The sequence below is a fragment of the Enterococcus xiangfangensis genome, assembly GCF_005405365.1.
GTDB classification, from domain to species: domain Bacteria; phylum Bacillota; class Bacilli; order Lactobacillales; family Enterococcaceae; genus Enterococcus_A; species Enterococcus_A xiangfangensis.
Genome location: NZ_BJDX01000001.1, coordinates 320933 through 340600, shown reverse-complemented (window position 1 = coordinate 340600; position 19668 = coordinate 320933). Strand labels below are relative to the sequence as shown.

17 protein-coding genes are annotated in these 19668 nt (G+C 41.2%); all 17 read left to right on the top strand.

Going from position 1 to position 19668, the window contains the following annotated elements; genetic code table 11:
- The first annotated feature begins 54 nt into the window (after positions 1–54).
- The gene (tmk, locus tag FFM68_RS01680) at positions 55–699 is read left to right on the top strand and encodes a dTMP kinase (protein ID WP_137617701.1); all 645 of its coding nucleotides are present in this window, start codon (positions 55–57) and stop codon (positions 697–699) included.
- A gap of 13 nt (positions 700–712) precedes the next feature.
- On the top strand, positions 713–1042 hold the full coding sequence (gene darA, locus FFM68_RS01675) for a cyclic di-AMP receptor DarA (RefSeq protein WP_137609501.1): 330 nt from the start codon (positions 713–715) through the stop codon (positions 1040–1042).
- Between the two features lies 1 nt (position 1043).
- A complete protein-coding gene (holB, locus tag FFM68_RS01670; protein WP_137617700.1) occupies positions 1044–1982 on the top strand; it encodes a DNA polymerase III subunit delta' in 939 nt (312 codons plus the stop codon).
- A 26-nt stretch (positions 1983–2008) separates the two neighbouring features.
- Positions 2009–2821 carry a PSP1 domain-containing protein gene (locus tag FFM68_RS01665; protein WP_137617699.1) on the top strand — a complete coding sequence of 271 codons (813 nt, stop codon included), beginning with the start codon at positions 2009–2011 and terminating at the stop codon, positions 2819–2821.
- The gene (locus tag FFM68_RS01660) at positions 2821–3168 is read left to right on the top strand and encodes a DNA replication initiation control protein YabA (RefSeq protein ID WP_167483436.1); all 348 of its coding nucleotides are present in this window, start codon (positions 2821–2823) and stop codon (positions 3166–3168) included. Before FFM68_RS01665 ends, FFM68_RS01660 begins: the two co-directional genes overlap by 1 nt.
- Before the next feature lie 140 nt (positions 3169–3308).
- The gene (gene rsmI / locus FFM68_RS01655) at positions 3309–4169 is read left to right on the top strand and encodes a 16S rRNA (cytidine(1402)-2'-O)-methyltransferase (protein WP_137617698.1); all 861 of its coding nucleotides are present in this window, start codon (positions 3309–3311) and stop codon (positions 4167–4169) included.
- Positions 4170–4514: 345 nt separating this feature from the next.
- Positions 4515–5618: a baeRF6 domain-containing protein gene (locus FFM68_RS01650; RefSeq protein WP_137617697.1), complete on the top strand. Its 1104-nt coding sequence runs from the start codon at positions 4515–4517 to the stop codon at positions 5616–5618.
- A gap of 188 nt (positions 5619–5806) precedes the next feature.
- Entirely contained in the window at positions 5807–6007 is a 201-nt protein-coding gene (locus FFM68_RS01645; protein ID WP_010740784.1) for a cold-shock protein, read from the top strand.
- Positions 6008–6289: 282 nt separating this feature from the next.
- On the top strand, positions 6290–9043 hold the full coding sequence (locus FFM68_RS01640) for a helicase C-terminal domain-containing protein (RefSeq protein ID WP_137617696.1): 2754 nt from the start codon (positions 6290–6292) through the stop codon (positions 9041–9043).
- Positions 9044–9097: 54 nt separating this feature from the next.
- Positions 9098–9601 (top strand): cell wall elongation regulator TseB-like domain-containing protein, encoded by a 504-nt coding sequence (locus FFM68_RS01635; RefSeq protein WP_137617695.1) that lies wholly within the window; start codon positions 9098–9100, stop codon positions 9599–9601.
- A gap of 27 nt (positions 9602–9628) precedes the next feature.
- On the top strand, positions 9629–10816 hold the full coding sequence (locus FFM68_RS01630) for a pyridoxal phosphate-dependent aminotransferase (RefSeq protein ID WP_137617694.1): 1188 nt from the start codon (positions 9629–9631) through the stop codon (positions 10814–10816).
- A gap of 39 nt (positions 10817–10855) precedes the next feature.
- Positions 10856–12154, top strand: coding sequence for an asparagine--tRNA ligase (asnS, locus tag FFM68_RS01625; protein ID WP_137617693.1), 1299 nt, complete (start codon positions 10856–10858; stop codon positions 12152–12154).
- A gap of 187 nt (positions 12155–12341) precedes the next feature.
- Positions 12342–14399, top strand: a complete 2058-nt coding sequence (locus FFM68_RS01620; protein WP_137617692.1) for a heavy metal translocating P-type ATPase — start codon at positions 12342–12344, stop codon at positions 14397–14399.
- Positions 14400–14643: 244 nt separating this feature from the next.
- Complete coding sequence (locus FFM68_RS01615; RefSeq protein ID WP_137617691.1) at positions 14644–15078, top strand: CopY/TcrY family copper transport repressor; 435 nt, start codon at positions 14644–14646, stop codon at positions 15076–15078.
- Positions 15079–15159: 81 nt separating this feature from the next.
- A complete protein-coding gene (gene copZ / locus FFM68_RS13165; RefSeq protein WP_174784488.1) occupies positions 15160–15369 on the top strand; it encodes a copper chaperone CopZ in 210 nt (69 codons plus the stop codon).
- Positions 15370–17544 carry a heavy metal translocating P-type ATPase gene (locus FFM68_RS01610; protein WP_174784487.1) on the top strand — a complete coding sequence of 725 codons (2175 nt, stop codon included), beginning with the start codon at positions 15370–15372 and terminating at the stop codon, positions 17542–17544.
- Between the two features lie 12 nt (positions 17545–17556).
- Positions 17557–19662, top strand: a complete 2106-nt coding sequence (locus FFM68_RS01605) for a heavy metal translocating P-type ATPase (RefSeq protein ID WP_137617690.1) — start codon at positions 17557–17559, stop codon at positions 19660–19662.
- Positions 19663–19668 lie beyond the last annotated feature (6 nt).

Here is a 19668-nt window from a genome sequence, read left to right as displayed (position 1 = left end):
CGGTGTCTTTTTAAAAAGATAGATAAGATCATAAATATTTTGGAGGACAAGAACGTGAGCGGATTATTTATTACGATTGAAGGACCAGACGGCGCAGGCAAAACGAGTGTGCTGAATGAACTTTATCCTAGATTACAATTAACGGCGAAACGAGCCATCGTCAAGACAAGAGAACCTGGAGGCATTCCGATCGCTGAAAAAATTCGTCACGTGATCCTTGATCCCAGCCATGACCGAATGGATGATCGAACAGAAGCCTTGCTGTATGCAGCTTCTCGCCGTCAACATCTAGTCGAAAAAGTGTGGCCTGCGCTTGAAGCAGATAAAATCGTTTTGTGCGATCGTTTCACTGACAGCTCGTTGGCATATCAAGGAGCAGGAAGAGGTATCGGCATGGCAGAAGTTGCTAAACTCAATGAGTTTGCAGTCGAAGGCACGGTGCCAGACGTCACTCTTTATTTGGATATCGATTCAGACACTGGTTTGCAACGAATTATGAAGAATCGGACCAATCAAATTGACCGTTTGGACTCAGAAGGGTTACAATTTCATCAGAGGGTGCGGCATGCTTATTTAAAATTGGCAGAAGCAAATCCCGATCGAATTATCAAAATCGATGCTCGGAAACGTTTAGACGAAGTCGTGAGTGCTTGTTTTTACGAGTTGTTGACACGTTATCCAAACTATTTTCATTCATGAGAGGTGGCAAACTATGAAACTTATTTTAGCAATCGTCCAAGACAAAGATTCTAACCGCTTAGCCAATGAATTTATTGATGCTAATATTCGAGCAACTAAACTTTCTTCTACCGGCGGTTTTTTAAAAGCGGGCAACAGCACGTTTATCATTGGGATCGAAGATGAACGAGTAGAGGCTGCCTTGGCTTTGATCAAAGAAACTTGTCAAGCACGGACTCAGTATGTGACGACACCAGTAACCTTAGACATCTCCTTAGACGGACAAGTCCCTTATCCTGTTGAAGTTGAAGTCGGCGGCGCGACAGTCTTTGTCTTGCCAGTTGAAGGCTTCCATCAGTACTAAGATGAACGAAGCACAAAGACTCCAGACAATTCAGCCGATTGTTTTTCGCCAATTACAAAACAGTTTTGAGCATGGGCGTATGGCCCATGCTTATCTTTTTGAAGGGGATCAAGGGACCGGCAAGGCTGAGTTGGCTTTATGGTTTGTGAAGCATCTATTTTGCTTAGCGTTACAGGAGAATATGCCTTGCGAAAAATGCAACAATTGTCTGCGAATCGCCAGTCAAGATCATCCCGATGTCGTGGAGATCCACCCCGACGGCCAATCGATCAAAGTTGATCAGATTCGTGCGCTGCAAAGCGAGTTGACCAAAAGCGGCTTTGAATCTGCGAAGAAAGTCGTGATCATCCATCAAGCGGAAAAAATGAATACAAATTCAGCGAACAGCTTATTGAAGTTTCTAGAGGAACCGCCAGCTAATTTTATGATTATTTTAGAGACCCAGTCATTGGGGAAAATTTTGCCGACGATCCGATCACGCTGTCAGATCATTCATTTCCAAGCGTTGTCTACAAAACGTCTACAATCTCGTTTGGAAGCAGAACAAATCCCCGCAAAAACAGCCGAACTCTTGGCGAATTTAACAAATAGTTATGGAAAAGCTGTTGAAATCTCAAAAGATGAATGGTTTAATGAAGCTAGAGATGCTGTTATTCAATGGTTTAATTATCTCGAAAAAAATGATCCGCAAGCGTTTATCTATGTTCAAAAAAAATTGGTGAAGACGTTTAAAGATAAAACACAACAACAATTCGCTTTTGAAATTTTGGCGTATTTTGTTAAGGAAAAACGCAATCAAGTGATGAGACAGAAACAGTCAGGCTTGGAAAATTACAATCGCCTGTTAGAGGAAGTTTTATCAGCCAATCAAAAACTAGAAGCGAACGTATCATTTCAAAATATCGCAGAACAAATAACGTTGCATATTATTTTTCCGTAACGTTATTTAAGAGAGTAGGGAAAACCATGGTTGAAGTTGTGGGTGTTCGTTTTCGTGACGCAGGCCGTATTTATTATTATGCGCCAGGGAAAAGCGAATATTTTTATAATGATAAAGTCTTGGTTGAGTCACAGCAGGCGCACCAGATTGCGACAGTGGCAATTCCAAAAATAGAGATCGCCAAAAAAGATCTATCTGATGATTTAAAAATGATTTTACATAAAGCCTCAGATAAAGAATTGAATAAAGCGGCACAAAATGCGGCGGATGCTAGCGAAGCATTTAAGATTGCCAAAGAAAAAATTCGTGCGCATGAGTTGGAAATGAAGCTGATTCAAGTAGAGTACACATACGATCGCAGTAAAATGATCTTTAGTTTTACGGCAGATGGACGGATTGATTTTCGCGAATTGGTTAAAGATTTAGCAGGAATTTTTCGCACTCGGATTGAGCTGCGTCAGATTGGTGTGCGGGATGAAGCCAAGATTCTTGGCGGCATCGGACCGTGCGGCCGCCCGTTATGCTGCTCAACTTTTTTAGGAGATTTTATTCCAGTTTCTATCAAGATGGCTAAGGAACAAGGGTTATCATTGAATCCAACGAAAATTTCCGGTCTTTGCGGGCGCTTGATGTGCTGTTTGAAATACGAAAATAGTGAATACGAAGCGGCCAAAAAAGCGATGCCTGACTACGGCAAAGAAATCAATACACCAGAAGGACGGGGGAAAGTCATTGGCTTGAACCTGCTCAGCAAAGTCGTAAAAGTCCGATTATTCGGCCGCGATGCAACGGTTGATTTTGATTATCAAGAACTAGTTGAAGCAGGTGATCTAGCATGATGGATCGGCGTTCTTTGTATGATGGCTTGAATCAATTAGAACAAGACATGCACAAAAATCTTGAAGATCTCGTTTCGATGAAAGAAACATTGCTGGAACTCGTAGAAAAAAATACGACATTGGAGATGGAAAATGAACGGTTGCGGGAACGGATCCGTGCAATCGATGAGAAGAAGTCTCCTGTCTTAGACGAGCGGCAAGAACTATCAGAATCACGTTTGAATCTTGAGAAAATATACGAAGATGGGTTTCATGTCTGCAATCTGCTCTATGGTTCAAGGCGTGAACAAGATGAACCGTGTGCGTTTTGTTTAGATGTCATTTATCGCGAAAGCAAACAAAAGTAGCTCATGACAAAAAGCTGTTTATTTTAAAATGGGTATGACGTCGCTGATGTCACGCCCTTTTTTTGTAAAAGCGTCTAGTGAAGATTCGTTTTGAATAGCTGGAAAATGGGTTCGCTGTGTAGAATAGGAAGAGAGGGGAAATGACTGTGAGGATCCAAAAAAGTTTCGCGCAAGCAGTGGGGACGTTGTATTTAGTACCAACGCCGATCGGCAATCTAGAAGATATGACGTTTCGCGCAGTCAAGACATTGCAGACTGTTGAATTAATCGCGAGTGAAGATACGCGCAATACACAAAAATTGTTGAATCACTTTGAAGTGAAGACGCCGCAAAAAAGTTTGCATGAACACAATTACAATGAACGAATTCCAGAATTGCTAGCTTTTTTGAAAAATGGCAATTCGATCGCGCAAGTCAGTGATGCAGGGATGCCGTCGATTAGTGATCCTGGTCACGAATTAGTCGTAGCTTGCATCGAGGAAAATATTCCAGTCGTTGCCTTGCCGGGAGCGACAGCGGGAATGACAGCGTTGATTGCATCAGGCTTAATGCCCCAGCCATTTTATTTTTATGGCTTTTTGCAGCGGAAAAAAAGCATTCAAAAAAAAGAATTAACAGATCTAAAAAATCAGACAGCAACATTGATTTTTTATGAATCGCCTCATCGAGTAAAAGAGACCATAAAAAATATCTTGGAAGTTTTTGGCAATCGTGAAGTGGTGATCTGCCGCGAATTGACGAAAGTGTATGAAGAATACTTGCGAGGAACGGCTGAAGAACTGATTGATTATCTATCAGAACATTCGTTAAAAGGCGAATGCTGCCTGCTCGTCTCCGGTGCGGTCGAGATAGAAGCAGCCGAAATCTTTGTCGGCTCATTGAAAGAGCAAGTAGAGCAGTTGATCGAAGAAGGACAAGCGCCAAAAGAAGCAATCAAAACAGTCGCAAAACGACACGATTTAAAGAAACAAGATGTCTACAAAGAATATCATGAACTGTAAGAGCAGAAATTTTTCTGCTCTTTTTTTCTAGCCTAGACCAAAAGTAAAGAAAAAACCACCATAGCCGTCACTATGGTGGAAATGAAGGTTGTTATTTACTCTTGGTAGGAGTAAGTATGAAAAAACCAATTCGGGATAATTGGTATATTTTCATAATAAAGCAAACGGTCAGCGATTTCATGAATGGTTGTTTGTTAATTACTAAGAAATGAATTAGAAAAAATTTATGCAATTTTCGGTGGAATTTTTCGTTATATTTCATAATGTAAGGGTTGCATTTTGTTTCGGGGAATTTAAGAGCTATGTTACACTTAAATTGGAAGATCTAAATAGGAGGGTACATTTATGGCAAATATCAGTAAAAAGTTACTAACTGAATTGACTTCAGAAGAAGCGAACGGTCCGTTTATCACATTTATGTTAAATACGCATCATGGGCATCAAGCTGTTGAAAAAGACCAAATCATGTTTAAAAACTTTGCTAAAGAAGCAAAACAACGCTTTGACAAAAAGTACACTGATCACAGCTTTGAACCATTCCAAGAAAAAATTGATCAATTATTAGCAGATGGTGATTTTTGGCGCAGCGGAACAGAAAGTGTTGCGGTGATTTTGACCGCAGATGAAATATATAGCCATCGCTTAACTATTCCAGTCGATGATCAATATTATGTCAGCGACTTGCCCTATTTATTGGCGATCATCAAGAATATGCAGTTTAACTATTCGTATTACTTGATGGGGTTGAATCGCGATTCAATGAAACTCTACGCTGTCCGCAATAAAGAAATTACTGCGATTGAACTTCCAGCAGATGCACCCAAAGACATCGTGACGGCTCTTGGTGACGAATTGACCGGCGGAAATCTGAATGTTTCAGCCCGTGGCGGTGAAGTCGGTAGTTTTCACGGGGTGAACACAAAAGATGAAGAAGTTGAAATCGACTGGGTAAATTATTATCAAGCTGTCGACAATTTCTTGAAAGAATTTGAGAATCCCGATCAATTGCCACTATATCTTTTTGCTTTACCGGAAAATCAAACGCAATTCAAAAAGATTGCGAAAAATCCATATTATTCAGATAAAGCAGCAATTAGCGGTTCACCGGCACAAGCGAACATCAATGAGATCAAACAAGAGATTCAAAAAATTTCTGATCAATTAGCAGCGGTAGAAACAAAATCGTACCAAAAATTGAGCGATCGAAAATTCGTTGATCAACTAGTTGATATCGTACCTGCCGCAAAAGAAGGCAAAGTTTCTCATCTATTTATCGCAACGTCAAATCTAGTGAACGGATTCGGAGAAGATCCAGCTGTAGAGTATGACCGGCGTCAAGTCTTGAACGAGATTGCTGACAATGTGATAAAAAATGGTGGACAAGTCTTTGTATTGGATCAAAAAGATGCACCAGATGAGAAGAGTTTACTAGCGATTTTGCGGTATTGATAGTTAAGTCGTTCAGATGGAACAATAAAAATATTAAGCAATGAGCTAGTGTTATCGCTTAATGTGTGTTATACTTCTAATTGTAGTTTTTGTACGGTAATATTGGCAAGTTTGTTTCAGACAACATCTTTCCTATTTCACCATTCAAGTAATTACAAATTAATTTTTATCCTAGGAGGATGTTTAACATGGAACAAGGTACAGTAAAATGGTTCAACTCAGAAAAAGGCTACGGATTTATCACTGCTGAAAACGGAAATGACGTATTCGTACATTTCTCAGCTATCCAAGGCGACGGCTTCAAAACTTTAGAAGAAGGTCAAGCAGTGACTTTCGACGTAGAAGACGGCCAACGTGGACCTCAAGCTACAAACGTTAACAAAGCTTAATTAGTAGACTTATAAAGCCAGATGCGCAAGCATCTGGCTTTTTTTTGTTTTAGAATTGGAATCGCTTTAACTAAAGAACTTTCTTGTAGAAAGTGGTACTATTCAGATATAATGCGTGAGGAAGCTGACAAATGATTGTCCGCTTTTTCGGCAGGTCGATTGAAATCATCCTGTTAGAAAATACTGAATCTAAACAGTGAGTACTTGATCACTTGGTAAAGATGATGATTTATAAAATAATTTAAATAGAAAATTTACTAGTTTGAGGAAGGAGGGGCAAATGTGAAAAAAAGCTATGCAGTCGTGGATATCGAAACGACTGGGACGGATCCCCAAGCGGATCGAATCATCCAATTCGGCTGTGCACTGATCGAAGATGGCAAGATCGTGACGCATTTTTCAACAGATATCAATCCAGATCAAAATATTCCCACACAGATCCAAACACTGACCGGAATCACCAATCAGCGAATCAAAAAAGCCCCTTATTTTGAAGATGTGGCTCAAACCATTACTAATCTATTAGCAGATACGGTCTTTGTGGCCCACAATATTCATTTTGACTATCCTTTTTTGAGCAACGAATTAGAGCGGTGCGGCATGGCGCCGCTAACGATTCCAGGGATCGATACCGTAGAGTTGGCGCAAGTATTTATGCCGACTTCTTTGAGTTTTCGCCTAAAAGATTTGGCGCAAGAACTGCACCTGAAGCATGAAAATCCTCATCAAGCCGATAGTGATGCGGATGTTACCGCCCAGCTTTTATTGCATTTAGAGGGAAAAATAAAAGAGTTGCCGATCATTACGCTGGAAAAGATTATTACGGCCGCCAATCAAATGGCTTATCAAACAAAAGCCTATCTAGAAGATTGTTTGACAAGTATGCAGGCAGATCCTAAGCCGTTATCAAAAGATTTAGTTATTATTCATGGCTTAGCCCTGCGCAAAAAAAACGTCCCGCTTTTTGCGGAAACTTATTTTGGTAAAAAGGCATACCCACGTTCTCGTAAAGATAAGGAAAAAGTGTATCGCGGCGAATTGGATTTTCGCAAAGAACAAGCGCGTTTGATGAATTTAGTGTATGATTTTTTTAATAAAAAGGAAGACAAGAACGTATTAGTAGAAGCTGCCACCGGGATTGGCAAGACGCTGGGGTATTTATTGCCGCTGAGTTATTTGGCGACGCCAGAAAAACCGCTGGTGATTAGTACTGTGTCCTTATTGCTGCAAGAACAAATATTGAAACATGATCTGCCATTGATCAATCGTTTGCTAGATCAGCCGCTGCAGGCGGTAGTAATGAAGAGCAGCCGTCACTATCTCGATTTGGATCGTTTTTATCAAAGTTTCGAAAAAAAATCAGAACAAAAACAATATACCTTTTACCAGATGGCGCTGTTGGTTTGGTTGACGCAGACGGAAACGGGCGATTTTGATGAACTGAATATGACCAGCTTAAAGCATCCTTTTTGGCAAGAGGTCGCGCATTTGGGCGTCCACACATTAAATCCTAACAGCCCATTTTATCCAGCAGATTTTATTTATCATCGGCAAGAAAAGCTGGCGCAAAGCAATTTGATCATCACCAATCATGCGTATTTAGCACAAGAAGATCAACGCAAAGAACCGCAATTGCCGAAAAGTCCGTATTTGATCATCGATGAAGCACATCATTTAAATCATGTATTGGAAAAAAATAGTACTCAGCAGTTCAATTTTATCGCAGTCCAACGCATGTTCAATCATTTGTGGGACGATCAGCAGTTTTCTGTATGGCAGCTATTGGTCCAAAAAGATCAGCAGACGCAGCACATGCTTGAGATTTTTCAAGATGTCTTGCAGGAATTAAATGAAGATCTGATCGATTTTTATCAAATATTTAAAGTGGCGTTTCCTGCGCAAGAAGAGCGTTTGATCACAAAAGAAATGATTGACCAGCTCTCTCCAGCCGGCGAACAACTTTTGCAGCGAATCGAGCTTTTGTATCAGGACGCATTAACGTTAGGGGATCAGCTGCAAGCTTACTTTAAACTGTATAAAGAAACGTTTACTATCAAAGAGCAAGCTGAGTGGAGCAATCTGCAAGCATTATTAGATAGTTTGGCTCAACAAAAGACAGCCTTTGAAACTTTCAGTGAAAAATGGGCGGCTCGTTATGTTCATTGGTTCAATGCGAGTCGTAAAACGTTCAAGGTACAAGACTTGGAAGCATCGATGATCAGCGAGACAAAATGGTACGAACGCTATCAGCAGATTCTTTATTTAGGCGGTACATTAAAAATCGGCGGTGATCGGCACTATTTCGCGAAACGTTGGGGAATTCCTGAGGCAGCACTGAAAATTATCAGCAGTCCATATGATTACGCCAGCCAAGCGAGGGTCTATCTACCAACGGAAGGCATCAGCATCCAGTCATCATCTCCGGATCAATATGCGCACTATGTGGCAAATGTCGTTCATCAAATGGCAAGAAGTCAACAGCGACCGATCCTAGTGCTGTTTACTTCTCACGATATTTTGAACCGTGTGTATCAGCGAGTCCGCGTTCCATTGCTGAATGAAGGCAGAGATCTCTTAGCGCAAGGCATCGGTGGTAGTCGGGAGAAACTGTTGAAACGCTTTTTGCTCTCTAAGGATGCATTACTATTTGGAGCAGATAGTTTTTGGGAAGGCATCGATTTGCCTGGTGATATCTTGCAAATTTTGATCGTAACGCGGCTGCCATTTGAAAATCCAAAGCGGCTGCAAGTGAAAGCCCGTAATGATTTTCTAGCAGCGGCGGGGATCAATCCGTTTTATCAAGAGGCAGTCCCTCATGCGTCACTGCGGTTGCGTCAAGCACTTGGCCGTTTGATTCGTTCGGAAAAAGACAAAGGCGTGATGCTGTTATTAGATCAGCGGTTCATCACTGCTAAATATGGCGAAAAGTTGCGCAAGGCATTGCCGAAAGAATTGCCGATCAAACAATTGCCATTGGCAGAAATTTTGTTGGAGATCGATCAATTTTTAAATTCTGACAAAAATGAAGAGAATTAATGAGGGGGAGCCCTTATTTTGGTATAATGTAGCTTGTCTGGAAGGAGGATGATTTTGGATACGAATAGTGCAGGTCAACAAAGACTCAACCGTTGGCTATTAGGAATCGTGACTTTTTTATTGATCGTTATCGTAGGAGCTACTATGATTTTTATTCGTTCAAATCGTCCGATGCAGCAAGCCAAAAAAGAAGCTGTCCAAATGGCAGAAAAATATGCCGACTTGAAAACGGTGGATCAATTTTATTGGTTCAATCGTGAAAAGACTTATTTTACAGTCACAGGTGAAAACAACACTGGTGAAGCAATCATTGTGATCGTTCCGAAATCTGGTGAAAAGGTCCGTGTTCTAAGTCAAAAAGACGGCCTGACAGAACAGCAAGTCGAAAAACTTTTTGAAAAAGATCATCCAAAGCTGATTTTTGAAAAGGCCAATCTGGGGATCTATCAGGATCAAACGGCTTGGGAAATCACCGCAAAAGATGAGCAAGGCGAAATCTATTACTATTTGCTGGCATTTAAAGACGGTGAAGAAATCAAAGTCATCAAAAAAATCTAAAAAATCTTGGTAAGGGAGTTATCAGTCATGAAATTATCTCAACGTGTAACAAACCTAGAACCGTCCGTCACTTTGGCAGCGGCTGCTAAAGCGAAAGAATTGAAAGCCCAAGGATTAGATGTCATTAATCTGACCGTCGGAGAGCCGAATTTTACTACTCCGGAAAATATCGAATCCGCTGCGATTGAGGGAATCAAAAGCGGCAAGGTCAGCTTCTACACCCCTTCTGGCGGGACTCCAGAATTGAAGGCTGCAATTGCAGGTTTTACTGAGAAAAATTATGGCTTGATGATTGAACCTAAAAATATTATCGTAACTAGCGGTGCCAAATTTGCTTTGTATACATTGTTTCAAGCGATTTTGGATGCGGGAGATGAAGTGATCATCCCAGTTCCTTATTGGGTCAGCTACGGCGAACAAGTCAAATTAGCGCAAGGCAATCCGATTTTTGTAACAGGATCACAGGAAAATGATTACAAGATCACTCTTGATCAGCTTGAAGCTGCCCGAACTGAAAAGACGAAAGCCTTGATCATCAATTCGCCATCGAATCCAACGGGAATGATTTACACAGAAGCTGAATTACGCGAGATCGGCGAATGGGCAGTTCGTCATGAGCTGTTGATAGTTTCAGATGATATTTATGATCATCTTGTTTATAATGGAAACGAGGCAGCTCACATTGCTTCTTTATCTGACGAGATTTTCCACCATACAGTAATTATCAACGGTGTATCAAAGACATATTCGATGACAGGTTGGCGAATTGGCTATGCAATCGGAAATGCTGAGATCATCGGAGCGATGACTTCAATTGCTTCACAAGCAACCAGCAATCCGGCGTCAGTCAGCCAAGCCGCTGCAGTAGAAGCTTTAGCGGGTGAGCAAGTGACTGCAGAAAAAATGCGTCAAGCATTTGAAGAGCGGTTGAATACAATCTATCCTAAACTTGCTGACTTGCCTGGTTTTAAATTGAACAAACCCCAAGGTGCATTTTATCTGTTTCCAAATATCAAGGAAGCGATGGCAATGGGCGGTTACGACAATGTAACGACTTGGGTGAATGATCTGCTGGAACAAGAACACGTTGCGCTGGTGACAGGCGAAGGTTTTGGCGCTCCTGATAATGTCCGGATGAGTTACTCAGCCAGCATGGAGGATTTAGAAGAAGCTGTTGTACGGATTCGCCGCTTTATTGAAAATAGTAAGCAGTAAAAAATCATTTCGGGATAACTAAAGTTAGGAGAGACATTTGTGGAACAAATTCAAATCATCGATGCCAAGAATCATGTTGGCGAAACAGTAAAAATCGGCGCTTGGGTCGCAAATAAACGTTCAAGCGGAAAGATCTCGTTTTTACAACTGCGTGATGGGACGGCGTATTTCCAAGCAGTTGTTGTAAAAAGCGAAGTGTCTGAAGAGGTCTTCCATTTAGCCAAAGAATTGACACAAGAAACATCGATCATCGTAACGGGTGAAATTCGTGAAGACACACGCTCAAAATTCGGTTATGAATTAGGCGTAAAAGAGATCGAAGTGATCGGTGAAAGTCATGATTATCCAATCACGCCGAAAGAACATGGGGTTGATTTCTTAATGGATCATCGTCATTTATGGTTGCGTTCATCACAACAACACGCAATCATGTTGATCCGTAACGAAGTGATCCGTGCAACGTATGAATTTTTCAATGACAACGGCTTTGTTAAAGTTGATCCGCCGATTTTAACTGGTTCAGCGCCAGAAGGAACCAGCGATTTATTTGAAACTAATTACTTTGACCAAAAAGCCTACCTTTCTCAAAGTGGCCAATTGTATATGGAAGCTGCAGCGATGGCGTTAGGCAAAGTCTTCTCATTCGGTCCAACGTTCCGAGCTGAAAAATCAAAAACACGTCGTCATTTGATCGAATTTTGGATGATCGAACCAGAGATGGCTTTCATGCATCAAGAAGAAAGCTTAGAAGTTCAAGAACAATATGTTGCGTATTTAGTTCAAAGTGTTTTAACTAATTGCGATTATGCACTAGATGTTTTAGGCCGCGACAAAGAAGTCTTGAAGAATTACACAAAACTTCCTTATCCTCGGATTTCTTACGATGATGCGGTTGAATTGTTGAAGAAAAATGGCTTTGATGATATTGAATGGGGCGATGATTTTGGTTCGCCGCATGAAACTTTTATCGCCAATTCATTTGATCGTCCTGTTTTTATTTTAAATTATCCAAAAGCAATCAAACCCTTTTACATGAAACCACATCCAACACGTGAAGACGTCGTGATCTGTGCTGATTTAATCGCGCCAGAAGGCTACGGCGAGATTATCGGTGGTTCAGAACGGGCGACAGATTATGATTATTTATTAGAACAAATCCGTGAAGCTGGTTTAAGTGAAGAAGAATATTCATGGTATTTAGATTTGCGTAAATATGGTACAGTGCCGCATGCCGGTTTTGGTTTAGGGCTTGAACGGACGATCACGTTTATCGCAGGAATCGATCATGTGCGTGAAGCTATTCCATTCCCACGTTTGTTGAATCGAATCTATCCATAATAAAAGAAAAAGGAAGTGTCGAGATTCTCGATACTTCCTTTTTGTTGCATTCAAGTGCAGAGGGTTGGGTATAAAAAAATAGCTGTTTTCACATTTGAAAAAGCTTTCATTTTGGTTGACATATGAATAGCCATTCATATATAATAAGCATGAGGAAATATTCATATGTAAGAGAGAAGGGAATCTCATGGAAAAAGTATATCGATTAGATGGGTTGGATTGTGCGAATTGCGCCGCAAAAATTGAACGATCGGTCCAACAAATCAATGGGGTTGAAAATGCGCAAGTGGACTTCATCAGTACGAAACTGACAATTGTCGCACCTGAAAAAGACATTGAACGTGTCAGTGAAGAGGCAAAAGCAGTCATTAATAAATTAGAACCGGAAGTTGAAGTAAATAATATCCAAACTGAAAAAAACGAAGAAAGTGCGAAAGGAAAAATTATTCAGATCGCAACAGCACTTGTCGGATTGGGTCTGCTGCTTATTTTTTCGCCAGTTATGCCTTGGAAATTGGTGGCTTATTTGATTTTATACTTATGGATTGGTTATGACGTATTAAAGACTGCGCTCATTAATATTTTTCATGGAGAGATCTTTGATGAAAACTTTTTGATGGCGATCGCAACGATTGGTGCGATTGCCATCGGTGAATATCCAGAAGCTGTAGCAGTCATGTTGTTTTATCAAGTCGGCGAATTTTTCCAAGATTATGCTGTAGAAAAATCAAGGAAATCCATCCGTTCACTGCTAGCGATCCGACCTGATTCAGTTAATTTGATCCAAAACGATGCAGTAAAAAAAGTAGCGCCGGAAACGATCAAAGTCGGCGATCAGATTTTGATTAAACCAGGAGAAAAGGTTCCGTTAGATGGAATCGTCAAGGAAGGCAATTCGATGTTGGATACTTCAGCGTTGACCGGCGAATCGGTTCCCCGCAGTATTTATCCAGCGGATCAGATTCTTAGTGGCTTCATCAATCAAAGTGGTCAATTAACAGTTGAAGTAACTACGACGTTTGGTGAATCGACTGTCAGCAAGATTTTGGATCTCGTTGAAAATGCCAGCAGCAAAAAAGCGCCAGCAGAAAATTTCATTACTAGTTTTGCCCGTTACTATACGCCGATTGTTGTCGGATTGGCAGTTTTATTGGCTGTTGTTCCGCCGCTTGTGACAGGGGATCCTTTTTATGATTGGATTTACCGCGCGTTGACTTTCTTAGTTATTTCTTGTCCTTGTGCCTTAGTTATCTCCGTTCCATTAAGCTTCTTTGGCGGAATCGGTGGTGCCAGCAAAGCCGGTATCCTGATTAAAGGCAGCAATTATATCGAAACCTTAGCCAATGTTGAAACGCTTGTCTTTGATAAAACAGGAACACTGACTAAAGGTGTCTTTGAAGTACAACAAGTTGAAACAACCATCGATCGGAATGTATTTTTACGCTATGTGGCAAGTGCCGAACAAAGTTCTAGTCATCCAATGGCACAATCAATCGTAAAATATGTCGATCAACCATTGTTGCCAGTGAGTGAACTAAAAGAAATCGCTGGGTTTGGTATTTCAGTAATGATTGAAACACATCGTTTATTAGTAGGAAATGAAAAATTATTAGCGGAAGCTCGGGTTTCTTTTCCAGTAATCGATCAAATCGGAACGATTGTCTATGTCGCAATGGATGGAAACTACATCGGTCATTTAGTGATCGCAGATGAATTAAAAGACAACGTCGCAGAAGCATTGGAAAAGGCCAAAGAACTCGGTGTGAAACGTACGGTGATGTTGACGGGAGATAATCAAAGAATCGCTGATACGATCGGCAAAAAAATTGGGATCGATCAAGTGTATAGCGAATTATTGCCAGAAGATAAGGTCCATTATTTAGAAGAAGAATTAAAACGCGAACACAAAACGGCCTTTGTGGGTGATGGAATGAATGATGCGCCCGTTTTAGCACGATCAGATATCGGGATCGCGATGGGCGGACTTGGCTCAGACGCTGCGATTGAAGCGGCGGATGTTGTGATTATGGATGATCAGCCGGCTAAAATCCCAGTAGCGATTCGAATCGCTCGTAAGACAATGAGCATCGTCAAACAAAATATCGTTTTTGCAATTGGTGTAAAAATTCTAGTGTTGATTTTAGGCGCACTAGGATTTGCGACTATGTATGCTGCGGTCTTTGCGGATGTCGGAGTAACCGTGATCGCAGTAGTAAATGCGATGCGGTGTTTGAAAATAAAATAGTTGCGCAAGAAACAGTCTTCTTTTTTGAAGGCTGTTTTTTTGTACAATTTGCAACGCAATCAAGTTTATTTAACAAAAAAAATGTAATAAAGAACGCATGCTAAACAGAGTCAGATCAGCAGATAATGTGGCTGCCCGCAAAAAAACTAAAAAAAAACAGCAAAAGGGTTGACGAATATCGATTACAACTGTAAACTTTAAAAGTGGATTACAATTGTAAACGAAAGGAGTGAGAATTAAGACAATGACGAATACGCCAATTAAGATCAGCGATTCAGAATGGGAAGTCATGCGTGTGATCTGGACGCAGGGATCTACCACTGCACAAGAAATCGTTGATATTCTTGGTCAAACGATGGACTGGAAAGCAGCGACGATCAAAACATTATTAGGGCGTCTAGTAAAAAAAGAAGCTGTTCGAACAGAACAATCGGGAAAGAAATATATTTATTATCCGGCGATCAGTGAAGGTGAGACTGTCAAAAGTGCAACAGAAAATTTGTTTTCTCATATTTGTGCGAAACGAATCGGCGAAACAATCGCTGAGTTAGTGGCAGAAGCAGAGCTGACAGATGCAGACGTCGATTTGATCAAAGAACAGCTGCTCAATAAACAGACTGTAGCGACGATCGAATGTAACTGTATTCCCGGACAATGCGAATGCAATCATCATAACTAAACATAGGTACTCATTAATAAAAATACAGTTGGCTGTTATCCAACAGAAAAAATTATATTTAAGACAGGGAGCGAATCAAAAATGAAAAAACAATTTGCAATCAATGGAATGAGCTGTAATCACTGTGTGGCAAACGTGGAAAAGGCGATCAATCAATTAGAAGGAATCAACAAAGTGAAAATCGATCTAAAGAAAAATCAAGGTGTCGTTAAATTTGACGAAACACAAGTATCTGCAGATCAAATTGCAGCAGCTGTGACAGCAGCAGGATATGAAACTGAGGTGATCTAATTGGCAGAAGCAACGGTAGAAACATTTGCGATCACCGGCATGACTTGTGCCAATTGTTCTGCCCGTGTGGAAAAAGAATTAAAGGCGACAAAAGGCGTGTTGGAAGCAAACGTCAATTTAGCCACTGAAAAAGCGACTGTTCAATTTGACGACAGTCTTACTGCAGAAAATTTAATTCAACGAGTGGAATCTATTGGTTATGGCGCGATTCTTTTTGATGAGGAACATAAGCAAAAGATTGAACAAGAAAAAGCAGCCTATCTCACAAAAATGAAACGTGATTTGATTTTGAGTGCTGTTTTAACGACACCTTTAATGGTCGCGATGATCGCAATGTTGTTAGGCAGTCATGCTGAATGGGTCCATTTTCTGCATATACCGCTAGTTCAGCTGATCTTGGCGACACCGGTTCAATTCGGAGTGGGCCGCCGATTTTATCGCGGAGCGTATCATGCTTTAAAAACAAATGCACCGAACATGGATGTCTTAGTCGCAATGGGAACGACAGCGGCTTTTGCACTGAGCGTATATAATGGATTCTTCAATCCGCACAATTCAGATTTGTATTTTGAAAGCGGCGGTATGATCATTACGCTGATCTTATTAGGCAAATATTTAGAGCAAAAGGCAAAAACAAAAACCAGCGATGCAATCAAACAGTTGATGAGTTTACAAGCTAAGACTGCGACACGGATTGTAGATGGCGAAGAAAAACAAGTACCGATTGAAGATGTACAAGCCGGCGATCTTTTACGCGTTCGTCCAGGAGAACAAATTCCAGTCGACGGAAAGATTTTTGCTGGCCAGACGACAATCGATGAAAGTATGCTGACAGGTGAAAGTTTGCCAGTAGACAAACAAGTCGATGATCAAGTATTTGGCGGAACGGTCAATACGACTGGGAGCATCCAATTTATTGCGACTCAAGTCGGCAGCATGACGGTCCTCTCACGGATTATTCGCATGGTAGAAGATGCTCAAGGTGAAAAAGCTCCAATCCAGCAAATCGCTGATAAAATCTCTAAAATTTTTGTTCCAGTCGTTTTAGGAATCGCCCTATTAACGTTACTTGTGACTGGTTTAGTCACGCAAGACTGGCAGCAAGCAATCGTTCATAGTGTTTCTGTTTTAGTGATTGCTTGTCCTTGCGCATTGGGCTTAGCGACACCAACCGCTATTATGGTAGGAACTGGTTTGGGTGCAAAATCAGGAATCTTGATTAAAGGCGGCGGTGCGTTAGAAAAAATTGCACATTTAACTACGGTTGTTTTAGATAAGACAGGAACTATTACAGAAGGAAAACCTGTAGTGGCCGATTTTGAGGCTTTTGATCCGCAAGCATTAGCCTATTTAACTAGTTTAGAACAACAATCAGAACACCCTTTAGCCAAAGCTATTTATCAATATGGAAAAGATCAGATAGACATTTTGCCAGTTGAAAATTTTGCGAGTTTAACAGGACAAGGTGTCGTCGGAGAGATCGGCGGAATAAGTTATTTCGTTGGTTCAAAGCGTGGCCTGAAGGAGCGGGAAATTTCATTTCCGAAAGAGCGTGTGGTAGCGTTAGAAGAAGAAGGCAAAACAGTCATGTTTTTGACTGATCAAACTAAAATTTTGGCGCTGATTGCAGTAACTGACCAAGTCAAAGCGTCTTCAAAAGCGGCAATCGCGGCGCTGCATCAGCTTGGAATCAAAGTGAAAATGCTGACGGGAGACAATCCCCAAACGGCGCGTTATATCGGTGAACAAGTCGGTTTGCAAGTCGCTGATATCGTGGCGGAAGTTTTACCAGAGGACAAAGCACAAGTTGTTAAACAGTTACAAGCCGCTGGCGAGTCTGTAGGGATGGTTGGTGATGGAATCAATGACGCCCCTGCGCTAGCTTTGGCAGATATTGGTATTGCAATGGGCAGCGGAACAGATATCGCGATGGAGACAGCAGACATCACTTTGATGAACAGCGATCTTTTATCCGTTGAAAAGAGTATTCGTTTATCAAAACTGACCTTAAGAAAAATCAAGCAAAATTTGTTCTGGGCATTTTTATACAACGTGATTGGGATTCCATTTGCCGCAGTAGGATTTTTGAATCCGATCATTGCCGGTGGTGCGATGGCATTTAGTTCTGTCAGTGTGTTGTTAAATTCGCTCAGCTTGAATCAAAAAAAATTGTAGGAGGCGTTTAGCATGAAGCAAGGAGAACAAATGGATGAATCAATGAAGATGGATCATTCAAAACATGACCATCATGATCACGCTTCGGCTACAATGAATGGACATGGCCCTCATCATGAGAACCATGAAATGAATGGACATGATCATGACCATGGTGGGATGGATCATTCGATGCATATGGGAAATTTTAAGCAAAAATTTTGGCTCTCGCTTGTTTTGTCGCTGCCTATCATCGTTCTTTCACCGATGATGGGTATCCAGCTTCCATTTCAATTTACTTTTCCTGGTTCTGAGTGGGTCGTATTGGTTTTAGCAACGATTCTTTTCATCTACGGCGGTCAGCCATTTTTGAGCGGGGCTAAGATGGAATTGAAAATGAAGAGCCCTGCGATGATGACATTGATCGCTATGGGGATCTCGGTCGCATATATCTACAGTCTGTATTCATTTGTCGCTAATAAAGTTAACCCACATGAACACGTGATGGATTTCTTCTGGGAATTGGCAACTTTGATTGTGATCATGTTGTTAGGTCACTGGGTGGAGATGAACGCTGTTTCAAATGCCAGCAATGCGCTGAAAAAGTTGGCAGAGTTATTGCCAGATGAGGTCAATAAGATCGAAGCAGACGGCACTACTAAAAAAGTGAAATTACAAGAGATCCAACGAGGCGATCAAGTACTCGTACGTGCTGGCGATAAGATGCCGACTGACGGTGAAATTATCGACGGCTCTACGATTGCAGATGAGTCTGCGGTTACTGGTGAATCGAAAGGTGTTCAAAAAACAATTGGTGACTCGGTCATCGGCGGCTCTGTCAATGGTGATGGGACTATCCAGTTAAAAGTTACTGGGACAGGTGCAGACGGTTATCTTGCTAAAGTTATGGCGATGGTAAAACAAGCTCAGCAAGAAAAATCGAGATTAGAATCGCTGTCGGATAAAGTAGCGAAGTGGTTGTTTTATATTGCGCTGTCTGCTGGGATTTTGACATTCATTACTTGGCTGTTTCTAGCAGATTTACCACAAGCATTGGAACGAATGGTGACGGTTTTCGTAATTGCTTGTCCCCATGCATTAGGTTTGGCGATTCCATTGGTGATTGCTCGTTCAACTTCTTTAGCAGCTAAAAATGGTCTGTTGTTAAAAAGTCGGCAAGCTTTAGAGCAAGGAAATCAATTGGATTATGTTTTTCTCGATAAAACGGGAACATTGACTGAAGGCAAATTCACGGTGACAGGTGTAGAAGTATTGACGGATGTCAGTCAAGCAGAGGCGTTAAAATATATTGGCGCTTTAGAAAGTCAAACGAACCACCCGTTAGCAGTTGGTGTCATGAATTATTTGAAATCAGAAACGATCGAGCCTTATCAAGCACAAGATGTTTCAACAATCAAAGGTGTTGGAGTCAGCGGAACGGTAGAAGGTCATCAAGTTGTTTTAGCTAACCAAAAAGAAATTGAGAAACGTGAGCTGCATTTTGATCAAGAAAAATTAAAAGATTATCAAGCACAAGGGAATACAATCTCTTTCTTGTTAATTGATCAACAGTTGATTGCCTTCTTTGCGATGGGAGATACGTTAAAAGATCAAGCACAAGACTTTATCAAGAATTTGCGCGCAGCAGGGATCGAACCGGTAATGTTGACCGGAGACAACAACGAAGCAGCAAAAGCAGTCGCTGATTATTTGGCAATCAAAGAATTTTATAGTGAACTGTTACCGGATGATAAAGAAAAAATCATTAAACGCTATACCAATCAAGGCAAGAAGGTCATGATGGTCGGTGATGGAATCAATGATGCGCCGGCTTTGGCAAGAGCTTCGATCGGTATGGCAATCGGTGCTGGTACCGATATCGCGATTGATTCAGCCGATGTCGTCTTAACTAACAGCAACTTACGAGACATTCTGAAATTTGTTCAGTTAGCTAAACGAACACACAGCAAGATGATCCAAAATCTTTGGTGGGGAGCAGGTTATAATATTATAGCGATTCCACTAGCTGCGGGTGTCCTAGCACCTATCGGGATCCTCTTAAGCCCTGCTGTCGGAGCAATCTTGATGTCATTAAGTACGATTATCGTGGCAATCAATGCGATGACTTTAAACGTCTGAGAATTC

Excerpts from the sequence above, each read along its gene's own strand:
- FFM68_RS01645 (WP_010740784.1), top strand. The coding sequence starts at position 5,807 with ATGGAACAAGGTACAGTAAAATGGTTCAACTCAGAAAAAGGCTACGGA.
- FFM68_RS01605 (WP_137617690.1), top strand. The coding sequence starts at position 17,557 with ATGAAGCAAGGAGAACAAATGGATGAATCAATGAAGATGGATCATTCA.
- FFM68_RS01665 (WP_137617699.1), top strand. The coding sequence starts at position 2,009 with ATGGTTGAAGTTGTGGGTGTTCGTTTTCGTGACGCAGGCCGTATTTAT.
- FFM68_RS01650 (WP_137617697.1), top strand. The coding sequence starts at position 4,515 with ATGGCAAATATCAGTAAAAAGTTACTAACTGAATTGACTTCAGAAGAA.
- darA (WP_137609501.1), top strand. The coding sequence starts at position 713 with ATGAAACTTATTTTAGCAATCGTCCAAGACAAAGATTCTAACCGCTTA.
- copZ (WP_174784488.1), top strand. The coding sequence starts at position 15,160 with ATGAAAAAACAATTTGCAATCAATGGAATGAGCTGTAATCACTGTGTG.
- FFM68_RS01620 (WP_137617692.1), top strand. The coding sequence starts at position 12,342 with ATGGAAAAAGTATATCGATTAGATGGGTTGGATTGTGCGAATTGCGCC.
- FFM68_RS01660 (WP_167483436.1), top strand. The coding sequence starts at position 2,821 with ATGGATCGGCGTTCTTTGTATGATGGCTTGAATCAATTAGAACAAGAC.
- FFM68_RS01615 (WP_137617691.1), top strand. The coding sequence starts at position 14,644 with ATGACGAATACGCCAATTAAGATCAGCGATTCAGAATGGGAAGTCATG.
- FFM68_RS01630 (WP_137617694.1), top strand. The coding sequence starts at position 9,629 with ATGAAATTATCTCAACGTGTAACAAACCTAGAACCGTCCGTCACTTTG.
- holB (WP_137617700.1), top strand. The coding sequence starts at position 1,044 with ATGAACGAAGCACAAAGACTCCAGACAATTCAGCCGATTGTTTTTCGC.
- rsmI (WP_137617698.1), top strand. The coding sequence starts at position 3,309 with ATGACTGTGAGGATCCAAAAAAGTTTCGCGCAAGCAGTGGGGACGTTG.